The organism is Candidatus Omnitrophota bacterium (assembly GCA_026387175.1).
GTDB lineage: Bacteria > Omnitrophota > Gorgyraeia > 2-01-FULL-45-10 > 2-01-FULL-45-10 > CAIMPC01.
This window is the reverse complement of record JAPLME010000011.1, coordinates 43,294-57,654: the sequence shown is the minus strand read 5'-3', so window position 1 is coordinate 57,654 and position 14,361 is coordinate 43,294. Positions and strand designations below refer to the sequence as shown.

The window sequence follows — 14,361 nt, the reverse complement described above, 5'->3', positions numbered from 1 at the left end:
AGCTCTGCCTACTTCTTGCCGGTGTCTTTAATTTTTATAAAACCGCTTTTTATCAGGACATCGTCGATATTCGACTTGTCCACTACTACGGGCTTAAGCAATATCGAGGGCACGTCTTTCTTCCGGTTATTGACCGTCGAAGTCGCGCTGGGATCCTCGCCCTTTACCATTTTTACTGCCGCGTGTATCGCTTCGGCAGCCTGCTCTTTCGTATTCTTGAATACCGTCATTGTCTGGGTGCCTTTAAGGATCCTCTCGGCGGCCGTATCCTCGGCGTCCTGGCCCGTAACCGGCACCTTGCCCGCTAACCCGACCTGCTCGAGCGCCTGTATTATGCCTCCGGCCGTGTTATCGTTAGGAGCGACGATCGCGTCTATCTTATTATTGTTGGCGGTCAAGGCGTTTTGCATCAGGTTCATCGCGATCGTGGGCTGCCAATCGGTTATCCACTGGTCCATGACTATTTTAACGTCTCCTTTATCGACAAACGGCTTTATCGCCGACAACGCGCCATCCCTGTAAAGCTTGGCATTATTGTCCGTCGGCGCTCCGGCGAATACCGCATAATTGCCTTTCGGCACGAGCTTTGTAAGATATTCGCCCATCAGCCGGCCGACCTCGAAATTATCGAACGATACATATAGATCGACATCTGCGTCAAGAACAAGACGGTCATAGGATATGACTTTTAAGCCCGCGGCCTTCGCGTTATCGACAATGGCGGCGGCCGACGTGGCGTCATGCGGAGCAAGTATCAGTATGTCTATCCCCGCGGCTATCAGGTTCTCGCACTGCGACATCTGTTTTGACGCATCGTTGTCGCAGACCTGCATGCGCAGGTCTATACCTTCGGCTTTAGCGACATCTTTCATCTTCTGCGCGTCCCTGACCCAGCGTTCATCACGCTGCGTCGGGAGAGAGACTCCGATCTTTATCTTTTTGGGCGCTTCTTGCGCGCAATACGCTGGAAACACGAATGATAACGCCACCAGTACCGTGACCAGACCGCTGATGCATTTTTTCATGGTCCCCCCTTTATAATATTTAATTTACCACCAGTTTTCGCACTGGATACCGTAATTCATGCCTTCGGTCTGCGTAAGGAACGCGTCTCCTCCGAGCGCGGGATTACCCTTGAAAGCGTCGCCCCACTTGGCATAAGTGGCGAAGAGCCTGAACTCCGGACGGCTGTTGAATATGGTGCCCGGCGAAATACGTATGCCGGCCGTAAATTTAAAGAGAGCCGTATCGTAATCCTGCTGTGGACTATTAATATAATCCATGCCCGGCTCAACTTCAATCCCAAAATGCTTGGTCAGCATATAGATGGGCCTCATACCAAAGCTCACCCAGGTCTCTCCTGTCTTACTCGTAGTGCCGTAATCCGTGTACTGATAAACTCCCACGACCTGCGCGCTCAGTTTAGGCGTGAACTGGCGGTTAAACATATCGGTAAGGCGTATCCTCCATGACTTCCTGTCATCAAAGCCGGATGGTATATTAGCGCCCGCCGAAAGAGAGGTGTTCGAACCGCATCCGAACTGCGCGCCAAACTGGTTATTATTCAACTCTCCCGGCATATAGTGCATGAAACCCACATCCACTCCGCCCATACTCGGATATTTCAAATTGGTATTAGCGGTATCTATACCGCCCTTCAGATAGCCGCCGTTTACCCAGAACATGCCTTTGCCGTACGGCACCTCGACGTCGCCCAGTTTAAAATTTATATTGCTCTTGGAAAGCCTTCCCTGGTGGGTCGACAGATTGATATCATTGGAGGCATAACCTATAAATGTAACGTCTAGCTTGCCTATATTACAGTCTATATCCTCGAGCCCTCCGCCGTAGCCGGACATGTCATACCACCAGAAATCGATTATATCGAGTTCGGGCAACCGGCAGAAACGCTGGCCCGCCCAGACCTTTACGCCGGGATCCCAATCCAGAAAATGTCCCATCCGCGCGTACATCTCGCGCAGAACAACTTCATTATTTATATCCCAGGTCTGGTTCTGCTGTGTCTGATAGGCGACACGTATCTGCGTCTCGATCGTGACGCCTTCGGGATCGGGGTTCCAGTTCCTGTTCAGGAATACAGTTTCGATGTAGGTCTCCTGCTCGTTACCAAGCCTGTACTTCGCGGGCGCGACCGTCGTGGGCGAAGTAGGCGCCTGGAAGGCCTGCATATGCCCTCCCTTAGAATTTACGCCGTAGCCGGACCGGAAGTATCCGTGGAACTCGAGGCCCTTGGTGATATAGTTAGGCAGGTAATCGGGTTGTTTGATGAGGACTTCCTGCGAATCGAGAGCCGATTCTACGCTGGCCTTCTTCAGGACATCCAATGTGGCTTCTTTGGACATCTGTTTCACTTCGGGCGCTGTCTCTTCCTTGACCTGCTCCTTGACCGCGGAGGCTATCGCAGGGCAAGCGGCCTCCACAACACTTGTAGGCACTTCCCTGTGCTCGGCCACCCTGGCCTCAAGCGCGGAGATGCGCTCCTTCATGACCGCAAGCTCTCTCTTGAGAGCCGCAACGTCATCGTCGGTGCTTTGCGCGAAAACCCGCGCGCCTGCGCACAGAAAGACCGCTGCCGTCAGCGCCATTATAAAGATCGCTTTTTTCATCGAAATCCTCCGGGTTAATAGTATTAAAACAGCTTATCCGAGCCTTTTCTGGAAGCGCAGTGAACTCATGGTTATAACGATAACTCCTATAACAAGGAGCGCCAGCATCTCGTCCCATAGCACTTCTATACCTACGCCTTTTAAAAATATATACCTTACTATAGTAAGGTAATATCTCTGCGGATTGAGATATGTTAGATACTGTATTATCTGCGGCATATTGGCGATCGGATAGGCAAACCCGGAGAGCAGAGTGGCGGGAAAATTGAAAAGGAAGACCGACATCATCGCTTCCTGCTGGGTCGCGCACATGGTGGAAAGGAATAGCCCCGCCCCCAGCGTCGTTAAAAGATACAGGATGGTGCATATGAAGAGGAGTGGTATACTGCCGCGCAGCGGCACATGAAACCACAGGACGCCGACGAGCGTTATAAGCGTCACCTGGACGAGCGCTATCACGCCGAACGGCAGTATCTTTCCGACGATAAGCTCGACGGGCCTGATCGGGCTCACTATGAGCTGTTCCATCGTGCCTATCTCCTTCTCCCTAACGATCGCCATTGCCGACAGGAGAAGCGACATTATGGTCACGATCAGTACTATCACGCCCGGCAGATAATAATTCCGCGACTCCAGATTCTCATTGAACCATCGCCTGTCGCGCAAATCCACGTATGGAAGGTTATGTTCGCCGCCCAGATATACCTGGGACCGTTCATACAGGACCCTGAGGTTGTAATTCGTAATGATCGAATTGGCGTAGCCCAGTATTATGGAGGCGGCGTTTGAATCCGTTCCGTCGACCACCAATTGCACTTCCGCGGGATTATTGCCGACAAGGTCGCGTGAAAATCCCGCGTTGAACTTCAGGACGGCCAATACCCTCGATTTATCGATGAGCGCGTTAACCTGTGATTCTTCCCTGACGTAATGCTTTATGTCGAAATATTGGGAGTAGGAGAAATCGTGGATGAGCGCCCGGGATTCTTTCGTATTATCGATATCATAGACGGCTATGGGCACGTGCGTGATATCCATCGTAGCCGCGTATCCGAAAACGAGCACCTGGATGAGCGGCGAAACAAATATCACCATCCGCATCCTCGGGTCGCGGAAGATCTGCAGAAACTCTTTTTTTAATATCGCCAGGACTCTGTCAAGCATATGGGTATTTACACTATCTTCTTTTTAAATTTCTTTATGGCCGCACCGGTGGCCAGATAAGTAAAGAGCAATAGACACAAGGTCTCGAACCATAGGTCGGCTATCCCGACGCCCTTCAGGTATATGCCGCGCAATATAGTGATAAAATATCTCGCGGGAATAAAATAGGTGAACGCCTGGACTATCTTAGGCATATTGAATATCTCGTACGTGAAACCCGAGAGAAGAAACGTCGGCAGGAATGATACGAGTAGCGCCATCTGGCTCGCCATGAGCTGATTTTTGGCCACGGTGGATATATAGATACCGAGCGCAAGCGCTCCCGTTAAAAACACCGAGCTCAATATAAAGAGGAGAAAAACATTGCCCCGCAGCGGAACGTCAAAAACGAACTTGCCCATAAAAACAGCTATCCCCAGATCTAAAAGGCCTATCGCGAAATAGGGAATGAATTTGCCGACAATAAGTTCAGCGGGCCTTACGGGCGTAGATATCAGCTGTTCCATCGTGCCGCGTTCCCATTCCCGGGCGACCGTCAGTGACGTAAGCAGCGCCGCTATGATCATCATGATTATGGCAATGAGCCCGGGGACGATGAAGTTCTTGGATTCGAAATCCTGGTTGAACCATATTCGCGGCCGGAAGTCGAGCGTGCTAACGGAGGGCGCTCCGGCCTTTGCCAGTGCATTTGTGATGACATTAACATTATACGCGGAAGTGATCGCGGTCACGTAGCCGAGCGCTATCTGGGCCGTATTCGAATCGCTGCCGTCCAGGATCAGCTGGACAGGGGCCTTTTGGCCGGAATTAAGGTAATGTGAAAAATCTTTGCATATCACCATCCCTATCATCGCGCGGCCGTAATTTATGTCCCGCTCTAAATCACGGTAATTATCATAGTAGGCATTGATGCTGAAATATATCGAATTTTTGAAGTTCAGCAGGAAGTCTACGGATTCTTTGGATTTATCCTGGTCCCATACGACCATTGGTACATGGTCGATATCGAGGGAGAGCGCGTACCCGAAGAGCACTATCAATATGACCGGAATGGCTATCCCGAGGCCCAGGCTCCGGGGATCGCGCCATATCTGGATGAACTCTTTACCGGCGATGGCCTTCACTCTTCTTAAATTCACTTGGAGGGATGCTCCTTATCGTACGCTTCGATGGATGAGACAAAGACATCTTCCAGCGAGGGCGTGATCTTCCGGATATCGTAATCCGCCAGACCGCCTTCGGCGAAGATCTCTTTTATGGCCGGGATAGCAGTGAGTGAATCTTCGACCACCGCGTGTATCTTCGTGCTAAAGAGCGCCGACTCCTTGACGCCTTTCGCTGTTTGGACCTTATCGACCCAATCCTCCGCGACCGGCACGATCACCTCGAGTACTTCGTCCTTCATGACCTTGGTCTTCATCTCCTGCGGTGTTCCCATCGCGATCATATTGCCTTTATAGATCAACGTCATCCTGTCGCAATTCTCCGCTTCATCCATATAATGCGTAGTTACGAATACGGTGACCCCGCGCTTCGCCATATCTTTTATTATGCCCCAGAAATTTGCCCTCGTTATGGGATCAACACCGGACGTCGGCTCATCGAGGAATATTATCTTCGGCTCGTGTATTATCGCGCAGCCGAGGGCCAGGCGCTGTTTCCATCCGCCGGAGAGGGTCCTGGTGAGCGAGGTCCTGAACTCCTCTATCCCCGCCATCTTGATTATGCTCTCTTCCCGCGCTTGCCGCGTCGCCCTGGGGATCGTGTATATGCCGCCGTAAAAGTCGATATTCTCTTCTACGGTAAGGTCATCGTATAGGGAAAATTTCTGGGACATGTAGCCGATATTCTGTTTTATCTCTTCCTGCTCTTTTATTATGTCGAAACCGCCGACCGTACCAGAGCCTGAGGTGGGAGTGAGTATTCCGCAGAGCATCCGTATGGTTGTGGACTTTCCCGCGCCGTTAGGGCCCAGGAAACCGAAGATCTCGCCGCGTTTTATCTCGAAGCTGATCTTATTGACCGCCGTAAAATTCCCGAATGTCTTCTCAAGGCTGGAGACGCTTACGGCAATATCGGATTTCGTGTCGGGTACAAGGCTCATCCTGCACCCTCTTTCTTTGCAGGAAAGCTATGAAGGGTATGCGACTCATATTCATTTACTATGGCTATAAAAGCCTGCTCAAGCGTAGAGACTCCCAGCTCCTTCTTTATGGCTTCCGGCGTATCGCATCTCAATAATTGCCCTTTATGCAGGAGCCCCACCCTCTTACATCTCTCCGCCTCATCGAGATACGACGTCGAATAGAGTATCGTAACCTTCTCTTTCAATAATTGATGGAGTATGCGCCAGAAGTCGCGGCGCGACACAGGATCGACGCCGTTGGTCGGCTCGTCCAGGAAGAGCACTTTGGGGGTGTGTATCAGGGCGCAGGCCAGGCCCAGCTTCTGTTTCATACCGCCGGAGAGTTTACCTGCGAGGCGTTCTTTGAACGGCGTCAGATTGCTGAAACCCAGCAACTCTTCTGTCTTCTTCGGCCGATCGCTTTCGGATACGCCGAAAAGGTCCGCGTAGAAATTTATATTTTCGAGCACGGTCAGGTCCTCGTAAAGGCCGAACCGCTGGGACATGTAGGCGATGTTATCTTTAAGTTCTTCCGCCTCTTTCTGGATATGTTTACCGTAGACCCATCCCTCACCCGAGGTGGGATCGAGGATACCTGTGAGGAGCCGCATAGTGGTCGTCTTGCCGGCGCCGTCGGGGCCGACGAGGCCGAATATCTCGCCTTCCGGAATATCGAGATTCAACCCGTTCACCGCGGTCATGTCATTGAACTTACGCGTGAGGTTGACGGCTTTTATTACTGACATTTCACCTTGTTAGATAGAGTTTTTACTCGACATCTATATACGCGTCCGCGGGCATCCCTGGCTTCAGGTCGAGGCTTGAATTATCGACCTTGACCTTTATCCTGTAGACGTACTTCACTCTCTCCTTTGTGGTCTGTATATATTTTGGGGTGAATTCCGTCTGCTGCGATATGAACGATATCCAGCCGTTATATTTTTTATGCGGATATGCGTCGATCTTCACATGTGCTTTCTGGTTTAATTTTATCCTTCCGAGGTCCTTCTCATCCACATATGCGCTCACCCAGATGTCATTCAGGTCGATCGCCGTAAAGACGGGCCCGGCTATCTGGATATTCTCGCCGGCAAGCGCGCTCTTAACCGTTATATAGCCGTTGAGCGGCGATGCCAGGTCTCCCCAGGTCAGGTTGAGTTCGGCAAGCGCCAGGGACGCGTTCAGTTTATCAACGTTGGCCTTGTCGGTATCGGCCTTCGTCTTTGCCGCGTCCCGCTGCTGAGCCGAGACGGCGCCTTCCTTGTAAAGGTTTTCCGCGCGCACATACTCAAACCTGTCAAATTCGTATTGCGCCTCCGCCAGCTTCACCGCGGCCGCCGCTTCGTCGCGTTGCTGTATAAGAGGAGTTTTGTCGAGCCGCGCCAGGCAATCGCCCACCTTGATCACATTACCTTCATCGGCCAGCAGTTCCTGGATAAGGCCTGCGACTCTGAAGGATATCTTGACCTCATTGCCTTCGATATTGCCGGAGACCTTTATAGTGCGCAGGCCCTCGATGCCGGTAATGGCCTTGTAAATAAAAATGCCGCCGGCCACCAGGGCCGTGATCGCCAAAAGTGACAGCGCCAGGTTCTTCCTTCTCTTTTTTACCGCGCCGGGACTCTTGTCCTTTAACTTCTCTTTAATATCCAGTGCCATAATTCTCCTCTCCGGAATATAAGCGGCCCATTACCCTGTTGACCTGGGCCTTCGCCATAAGATAATCGTAAATTCCCTGGGCCAGATTCTGCTCCACCTGCGCCAGGGATGTCTGTGAATCCAGAACATCCAGGTTTATTCCCACTCCGTTGTCGAAACGCACATTCGCGAGCCTCAGGGCCTCTGTCGCCTCGATAACGCTGTCTTTTTGCGAGTCGATAACGGTCTTCGATTCTTTCAGGTTAAGGCATGCCTGCTTTATATCGACCGCAACCTGGTCGGTGACATCCTCTTTGGCCAGGCGCGCCTGGTTATACTGCGCCTTGGCCTGGTCGACTTTCGCTTTCGTCGCGAAACCGTCGAAAAGAGCGATCGATGCCTGCGCGCCTATGTTCCACAGGCTATGCCTGGGGTTGATCATATTAGTGGCACTATCGGATTGGAAGGTGTAATTGGCCGACGCGCTGATCTGGGGAAGCCAGCCGGCCTTCGCGTATTCGATCGCCCACCTATTGATATCTATGCCGAGGAGTTTCAATATTATCTGCGGGTTACGGCCATAAGCTTCCTTCAAAAACGCGTCTTCTGTGATTTCGATAAGCTTGTAATCAAGTTTCCCGTCAATGGCTATGGGCTCTGACATTTTTATCACGAGAAGTTTTTTGAAGTCGGCCATTATCAGGTCTATCGCGTTCTGCGCGCTTATAAGCTGCGGCATCAGCTTCGATACCTGCACCTTGGACTGCAGGACATCGAATTTTGAGGCCGTACCCTGATCAAACATCGTTTTAGTATGTTCATAATGGGCCTCGGCCTGATCGACAAGCTCCTGCGCTATGCGCAACGTATCGTAACCCAGGAGAAGCCCGTAAAAGAGCCTCCTGGTCTCAAACTCGACGTCGAGTTTAGCGGCGCGGAGCGTCTCTTCCTGGACCTTGAGAGTCAGCTTGGATTGTTTTAAACTGGCTATGTCGGCGCCGCCGTTATATATGGATTCCTTCGCGGAAAGAGTGACGAGATTATTATTCTTAAAGCCATAGTACACGCCGGGATCTTTTCTGGAGTTGGCCGACGGCTGTACTAATGTTGGGACGGAGTCATTAAGCGTATAGCTATAGCCCGCTCCCACCTGAGGCAGGAAGGCGCTTTTAGCGTACATGATGCCCGCCCTGGCATAATCAACCTGCTCTTCCTGTATCTGGATGGAGCGGTTATTCATGATGGCGGTGCGAATGGAATCTTTTAATGTGAAAGTTCTGATGTCGACGGTTTTAGAGGCTTCTTCGCAATAGAGGCGAGGGAGCGCGGGCGTAAACAGCAATATGGAGATGATTAATATCTTTTTAATCATTATTGGATATGATTATATCAAATACGTTTTCCCCGCACAAGCGAAAATATCCTTCACTACGGCAAAAATATCCTTCGGGTCTTTCATGGTTTATGAATTTTTTAGGGGTCCTGCCGCTCTTTCGCCTTTTTTCCTATTCGAGGCTGTGTCCGACTCTTGCACGTAGAACTAGTCGATCGTGGCAAGCCCCACTACGTACCGCCTCTTATTCGAAAAAAGGCTGGAAAGAGCGTCACCCCTAAAAAATTCCCGCTACCGCATTATACGCCAGGATATTTTCGCCTCCGCTCCCCTAAGAGATTTTTCGGCCTCTGCGAGATGGCAGGGAACTTTTGGCACTTTGCTGGAGCGACTTTCTAAAATTTCGATACCTATAGGCGGTACAGGCTTCACCATCGAAATTTTAGCAACAGCGAGCGAGGAAGCCTATTCCGAGCGAGCGGCAAGCGGAAGCAAGGTGCCGAAAGTTTCCTGCCTTCGCGTTGCAGCCGAAAAATCTATTTACTTGCGTAGGTAGTGAGGTGTCCGGGATGAGAGGTCTCGGGATTATAGCCGAGCTGGGTCAGCATCTTTTCGAGTTCAAGGAAGGACTTCCTACCGTCTATTTTGTGGTACGAGGCGATCGCGATTTTGACGTCTCCGGAGCCAAGGGTCTTCACGGCTCCTTTTATAAACTCAAGCTCCGCACCCTCTATATCCGCCTTAATGAAATTCACATGCGTAACCTCAAGCCTGGCAAGTTCGTTATCGAGGCTCACGACCGGCGTATCCACCGCGCCTGCGATATTTTCGGCGAACATGAATGAATAGCCTTTTATATTATCTCCGACGAATTTCATGACACCGTCCTTACTCCACAGCCCCTTATTTACCGTTATAACATTCTTTAAACCGTTAAGCTCGATATTGGTGAGCAGTTTTTTATATATTCCGGCATCCGGCTCGAACGCGATAACCTTACCCGACGCTCCCACGGCCACACCGGCGTATAATGTAAATTCTCCTATATACGCGCCGCAATCTATCACAGTGTCGCCCGGTTTCAAAGAATATTTAGCCAGATACCCTTTAAGCGAGCGTTTCAATTCATCCGTCATATTTTCGTATGAGCTGAACGTAACGCCTTCGTCGAATTTATATTCGAAATGCCCGTCCTTATAATAAACGCGGAAATTATTCTCTTTGAAATGCTTCCTGTTATAGTAAAGGCTATAGTAAGAGCTCTTCAATCTCTCTTTTATCGTCCCTTCCGGCAGGAGCCGCGACAGGACCTGATTTAGCTTAGCGCACATATCTTTATTCCTCTGTAGTAGTTCTTTATTCTTTAGTTCTTTAGGGACAGGTACAAATCTTATCTCAGACCTGTCCCCCTACCCCACCCCGCCCTCCATTTTTTTATTCATTCGGGTTATATTGTAAGAATGGGAGGGGACAGGTCTAATCTTAATTTTGTACCTGTCCCTATCTTCCTCCAGTGGGGCCCTAAGGGTAAGGGGGTCAACTCACCTTGAGAAAATACCCCTTCAGGTATTCGGTTTCCGGGATCGATCGCACTATCGGGTGATCCTCCGCCTGATGACATCTCTTCAATATGGTGAACTCCCTTCTCGCCTCGGAGGCGGCCTCTTTCAAAAGGGCGGAAAACGCTTCATTCGGCATATTATGGGAACATGAAAAGGTCGCAAGCACACCTTCTTTGTTAAGACATTTTATCGCCATGTAATTCAACTCTTTATAGCCCTTCGAAGCGCTCGCGAGCGAATGGCGTGTTTTAAGAAAGGACGGAGGATCGACGATTATGACATCAAATTTCTTTCCGGAGATGAAGGTCTTCTTTAGATATTCAAAGGCATCGGCTTTTACAAATTCTATTTTGTCGGCTGCATTGTTCAGGATGGCGTTTCTATGGCCGGTTTTCAGCCAGTCCTCTTTTATATCGACTGCTGTTGCGCTGGCGGCGCCGGAAAGCGCCGCATGGATCGAAAATCCCCCTATATACGAAAATAGGTCCAGAACGCTCTTGCCTTTCGATATCGTATGCATGGCAAGCCTGGATGAACGCTGATCGAGATAAAATCCGGTCTTATGCCCCTCGTATATGTCGACAACAAATTTGGCTTTCCCTTCGGATATCGTGATATATCTATTGCCCTTATCGCCATGCCAGCTCTTTACGACCTTCAGGCCTTCGCGCTTCCTGAAGGGCCCGTCGCTCTTCTCATATACATACCGCGCGCCGGTGTTTCTCCTGATGGCCGCGGCGATCGCTTCTATGAATCGCTCCATACCGAGCGTCAATATCTGGAATACTGCCGTATCCGCGTAGATATCGACTATAAGCCCGGGGAGGCCGTCGGCCTCGCTGAATACAGCGCGATAGGCGTTCGTCCGCTGTCTCAGAGGCACCCTTCTGGCCACGGCCTCTTTTATCTTCCGGTCGATAAACGCGTCGTCTATGGGTTCGTCTTTAAATGTGAGCAGCCTTACTGTAATCTCGGAGGTGGGGTTATAATAGCCGCGGCCCGCGAATTTATTATCGGAAGTCCATACGCTCACTACGCTTCCGCCTTTTATCGGCTCTGCCGGATGTAACAATTGGCCTTTGTATATCCAGGGATGGTTTGGCCGCAATATTCCGTTTCGGCCGCTTCTCAATTTTACCGAATTCTCTTTCATAATATTATAACCACCCGCAGAAGGCCAGCGCCGCTATCGTCTTTGCGTCAACGATCTTGCCGGATTTAAATAGCTTCTTTATTTGCGCCCGCGTGAGGACCTCGGCTTCTATCACTTCATCTTCCTCGGGGGCACGTTCTTCCCTCTTCAGGCCCTCCGCCTTATATATAAATATCTTCTCCGTGGAATACCCCGGTACGGGATAGATAGCGCCCAGAAGCTTAAATTTACCGGCCGAATAACCAGTCTCTTCCACTATCTCCCGTCGAGCGCATGATAGAGGCACTTCATTCTTACCGAGCGTGCCCGCCGGCAATTCATAGATGTATTTTCCGATGACGGGCCTGAGCTGCTTCAGCATTATGACTTTGCCGCCGGTCAGAAACGGCACGATAAGCGCTGCCCCGGGATGCCGGACCATCTCGTAAGTGGCGAGGTACCCATGCGGCAGCCTCACCTTCTTAACAAACACTTTTAATAATTTTCCCTTGAAGACAGTTTTCATGTTTTTCCTTGTTCCAATCTCACTCTCTACCCGCCCCCTAGCAGATTTTTCGGACAATAAAATGGTGCCGAGGGCGTGAGTCGAACACGCCACGCCTGCCTTTTCAGGGCAGCGCTCTACCGCTGAGCTACCTCGGCACAATATATTCCAAAATATCGAAATCTAAACTAACATGAATGGCGGGCTTAGTCAATATCATTTGTACTCGACGCCCTTCAGGCGCTCCACATAATGCTGGGCGCTGAAAGCGGCCGTCGCGCCGTCGCCGCAGGCCGTCACGACCTGCCTTAATAGCTTCCTGCGCACGTCGCCGCAGGCAAATATGCCGTCTATGGACGTCTTCATATCGTCATCGCAGATTATATAGCCTTTATCATCCATCCCGATGATGCCTTTAAAGCTTTCCGAGTTCGGCGCCATGCCTATCAGGACAAATACACCGCTGACTTTGATCGAATCGGTGCCTCCCGTCCTGACATCCTTTATTTCTACGGCCTCGCACTTCCTGGATCCTGATATACTGACCGCTACAGAATTAAAACGGACTTCTATCTTACTATTCGCGCCTACCCGCTCCTGAAGTATCTTTGTGCCCCTGAACCGGTCACGGCGGTGGATTATTGTAACCTTATCCGCGAACCTGGTGAGGAATAGCGCGTCCTCCAGGGCCGTATCCCCGCCCCCTATCACCGCCACTTCCTTCCCCTTAAAGAGCGGCCCATCGCATGTGGCGCAATACGACACGCCTCTGCCGGTAAGCTCTTTCTCACCCGGCACGCCGAGAGAATTCCATCTGGCTCCGGTCGACACTATCAGTGAGAGCGCCTCGAGCTTCATTCCATCGGTAAACTCTACCGAGAAAGCCTCGTTCTCTTTCTTCTTAAGGATCACGCCGGAGGCTTCCGCCTGCCTCACCTCAAGTCCAAAATGGCCCGCCTGCCTGGACATCAAGTCGGCAAGCTCCGGGCCTTTTATGCCTTCGGGAAAGCCGGGAAAATTCTCTATCGTGTCCGTTATCAGCACCTGGCCGCCGCACACCATTTTTTCTATCATGACCGTCTTCATCCTGGCGCGGGACGCATAGAGCCCTGCCGTAAGGCCCGCCGGGCCTCCGCCGATTATCGCTATATCATACATTTCCGGCATCTCTCATCCTACTTTCTGGCTGTCCAGATGAATAGTATCAGCCCTATACTGAAAAATACAATGTTAGGCAGCGCCGCGGCCAGCATCGGCGGTATCTTGGAGGTCGCGGCAACGACTATCATGCCTGAAAAAGCGGCCCAGTAGACCCCGAATAGAACGGACCCCAGGACAAATCCTACGGATTTTTCGCTGCGCTCCGTCTTCACTCCCAGAGGTATGCCTATCAGCGCGAATATCAGCGTCGCGATCGATATATTTATCTTCTTATATATCTCGACGCGAAGCGGCGTCGGATCGATCTTCTGGTCGACGCAATTCTTTATCTCCGCGTTGAGCTCATTTATAGTCATCTCCCTGGTCTTCTTCTGTATCTTCTCATTTTTGAATACCTTACTGAGGTCGAGCGACATGAAGTATGTCTTGAAATTGAGTTTATAGAAACTGTCGGGGTCGGTCGGAGAAGGCTCCTCGCTGGTCCCGTTATACAGCTTAAGCTCTATAAGATTTTTTGCCGGTATAGAGTTGATCTCGCCCGCCTCCGCTACTATAGTGCGCGTGGGCTTCCCTTCCTGCGGCTGGTATATCCTTATGTTCTTCAGCTTATTGCCTTTTATTTCATGGATGAATATTATATAGTTCTCGAAACCCCTGATAAAAGTGCCTTCCTCCAGGGCCGCCGCCGGGGAGCGTATCCCTATCTCCTTTATCACCCGCCGCGAAGCGAATGAAGCGTTGGGCGATATCTGGTCGTTCAGAAAGAACGCGAAGAAACTGCACAGCACCCCGACCATGATGATGGGTATCGATACGCGGAATAGCGATACGCCGCTGGCCTTCATCGCGGTCAGCTCGCCGTCGGCCGAGAGCCGTCCGAAGGAGAGTATCGAGGCCGTAAGGACCGCTATCGGCAAAGTGAAGCTCAGGAGCCATGGGATCAGGTATATGAAAAGCTTTAATATCGATAACGGATCGACGCCTTTATTGATGATATAATTGGCGAGTGTGATAATGTTGCCCACCAGGAATACAAAGGTGAATACCACCAGCGTCAGGAAGAATGAGTGGAAGAACTCTTTTAATATGTAATCTCTTAATATTCTCATCGTTT

13 protein-coding genes and 1 tRNA gene are annotated in these 14,361 nt (G+C 50.8%); all 14 read right to left on the bottom strand.

Annotated features, from left to right (window positions below):
* Window positions 1–8: 8 nt before the first annotated feature.
* Window positions 9–1,025, bottom strand: a complete 1,017-nt coding sequence (gene chvE, locus NTY76_06485) for a sugar ABC transporter substrate-binding protein (GenBank protein ID MCX5678737.1) — start codon at window positions 1,023–1,025, stop codon at window positions 9–11.
* A 24-nt stretch (window positions 1,026–1,049) separates the two neighbouring features.
* Window positions 1,050–2,627, bottom strand: coding sequence for a carbohydrate porin (locus tag NTY76_06480; protein MCX5678736.1), 1,578 nt, complete (start codon window positions 2,625–2,627; stop codon window positions 1,050–1,052).
* A gap of 33 nt (window positions 2,628–2,660) precedes the next feature.
* Window positions 2,661–3,791, bottom strand: coding sequence for an ABC transporter permease (locus tag NTY76_06475; GenBank protein ID MCX5678735.1), 1,131 nt, complete (start codon window positions 3,789–3,791; stop codon window positions 2,661–2,663).
* A gap of 8 nt (window positions 3,792–3,799) precedes the next feature.
* Window positions 3,800–4,930: an ABC transporter permease gene (locus tag NTY76_06470; protein MCX5678734.1), complete on the bottom strand. Its 1,131-nt coding sequence runs from the start codon at window positions 4,928–4,930 to the stop codon at window positions 3,800–3,802.
* Window positions 4,927–5,895: an ABC transporter ATP-binding protein gene (locus NTY76_06465; GenBank protein ID MCX5678733.1), complete on the bottom strand. Its 969-nt coding sequence runs from the start codon at window positions 5,893–5,895 to the stop codon at window positions 4,927–4,929. Before NTY76_06465 ends, NTY76_06470 begins: the two co-directional genes overlap by 4 nt.
* Window positions 5,892–6,662: an ABC transporter ATP-binding protein gene (locus NTY76_06460; GenBank protein MCX5678732.1), complete on the bottom strand. Its 771-nt coding sequence runs from the start codon at window positions 6,660–6,662 to the stop codon at window positions 5,892–5,894. The genes NTY76_06465 and NTY76_06460 overlap by 4 nt, the downstream gene beginning before the upstream one ends.
* Window positions 6,663–6,684: 22 nt before the next feature.
* Entirely contained in the window at window positions 6,685–7,575 is an 891-nt protein-coding gene (locus NTY76_06455) for an efflux RND transporter periplasmic adaptor subunit (protein ID MCX5678731.1), read from the bottom strand.
* Window positions 7,559–8,926 carry a TolC family protein gene (locus NTY76_06450; protein ID MCX5678730.1) on the bottom strand — a complete coding sequence of 456 codons (1,368 nt, stop codon included), beginning with the start codon at window positions 8,924–8,926 and terminating at the stop codon, window positions 7,559–7,561. The genes NTY76_06455 and NTY76_06450 overlap by 17 nt, the downstream gene beginning before the upstream one ends.
* A gap of 497 nt (window positions 8,927–9,423) precedes the next feature.
* A complete protein-coding gene (locus tag NTY76_06445) occupies window positions 9,424–10,218 on the bottom strand; it encodes an FkbM family methyltransferase (GenBank protein MCX5678729.1) in 795 nt (264 codons plus the stop codon).
* 205 nt (window positions 10,219–10,423) lie between these two features.
* The gene (locus NTY76_06440; GenBank protein ID MCX5678728.1) at window positions 10,424–11,602 is read right to left on the bottom strand and encodes a class I SAM-dependent rRNA methyltransferase; all 1,179 of its coding nucleotides are present in this window, start codon (window positions 11,600–11,602) and stop codon (window positions 10,424–10,426) included.
* A gap of 4 nt (window positions 11,603–11,606) precedes the next feature.
* Window positions 11,607–12,107 carry an NUDIX hydrolase gene (locus tag NTY76_06435; protein ID MCX5678727.1) on the bottom strand — a complete coding sequence of 167 codons (501 nt, stop codon included), beginning with the start codon at window positions 12,105–12,107 and terminating at the stop codon, window positions 11,607–11,609.
* A 62-nt stretch (window positions 12,108–12,169) separates the two neighbouring features.
* Window positions 12,170–12,244 (bottom strand) — tRNA-Phe (locus tag NTY76_06430).
* A 58-nt stretch (window positions 12,245–12,302) separates the two neighbouring features.
* On the bottom strand, window positions 12,303–13,253 hold the full coding sequence (trxB, locus tag NTY76_06425; GenBank protein MCX5678726.1) for a thioredoxin-disulfide reductase: 951 nt from the start codon (window positions 13,251–13,253) through the stop codon (window positions 12,303–12,305).
* 8 nt (window positions 13,254–13,261) lie between these two features.
* On the bottom strand, window positions 13,262–14,356 hold the full coding sequence (locus NTY76_06420) for an LptF/LptG family permease (protein MCX5678725.1): 1,095 nt from the start codon (window positions 14,354–14,356) through the stop codon (window positions 13,262–13,264).
* Between the last annotated feature and the right edge of the window lie 5 nt (window positions 14,357–14,361).

Bases quoted from the DNA above. Each gene is read 5' to 3' on its own strand.
- chvE (MCX5678737.1), bottom strand. From the start codon at position 1,025: ATGAAAAAATGCATCAGCGGTCTGGTCACGGTACTGGTGGCGTTATCA.
- NTY76_06480 (MCX5678736.1), bottom strand. From the start codon at position 2,627: ATGAAAAAAGCGATCTTTATAATGGCGCTGACGGCAGCGGTCTTTCTG.
- NTY76_06475 (MCX5678735.1), bottom strand. From the start codon at position 3,791: ATGCTTGACAGAGTCCTGGCGATATTAAAAAAAGAGTTTCTGCAGATC.
- NTY76_06465 (MCX5678733.1), bottom strand. From the start codon at position 5,895: ATGAGCCTTGTACCCGACACGAAATCCGATATTGCCGTAAGCGTCTCC.
- NTY76_06460 (MCX5678732.1), bottom strand. From the start codon at position 6,662: ATGTCAGTAATAAAAGCCGTCAACCTCACGCGTAAGTTCAATGACATG.
- NTY76_06455 (MCX5678731.1), bottom strand. From the start codon at position 7,575: ATGGCACTGGATATTAAAGAGAAGTTAAAGGACAAGAGTCCCGGCGCG.
- NTY76_06450 (MCX5678730.1), bottom strand. From the start codon at position 8,926: ATGATTAAAAAGATATTAATCATCTCCATATTGCTGTTTACGCCCGCG.
- NTY76_06445 (MCX5678729.1), bottom strand. From the start codon at position 10,218: ATGTGCGCTAAGCTAAATCAGGTCCTGTCGCGGCTCCTGCCGGAAGGG.
- NTY76_06440 (MCX5678728.1), bottom strand. From the start codon at position 11,602: ATGAAAGAGAATTCGGTAAAATTGAGAAGCGGCCGAAACGGAATATTG.
- NTY76_06435 (MCX5678727.1), bottom strand. From the start codon at position 12,107: ATGAAAACTGTCTTCAAGGGAAAATTATTAAAAGTGTTTGTTAAGAAG.
- trxB (MCX5678726.1), bottom strand. From the start codon at position 13,253: ATGCCGGAAATGTATGATATAGCGATAATCGGCGGAGGCCCGGCGGGC.
- NTY76_06420 (MCX5678725.1), bottom strand. From the start codon at position 14,356: ATGAGAATATTAAGAGATTACATATTAAAAGAGTTCTTCCACTCATTC.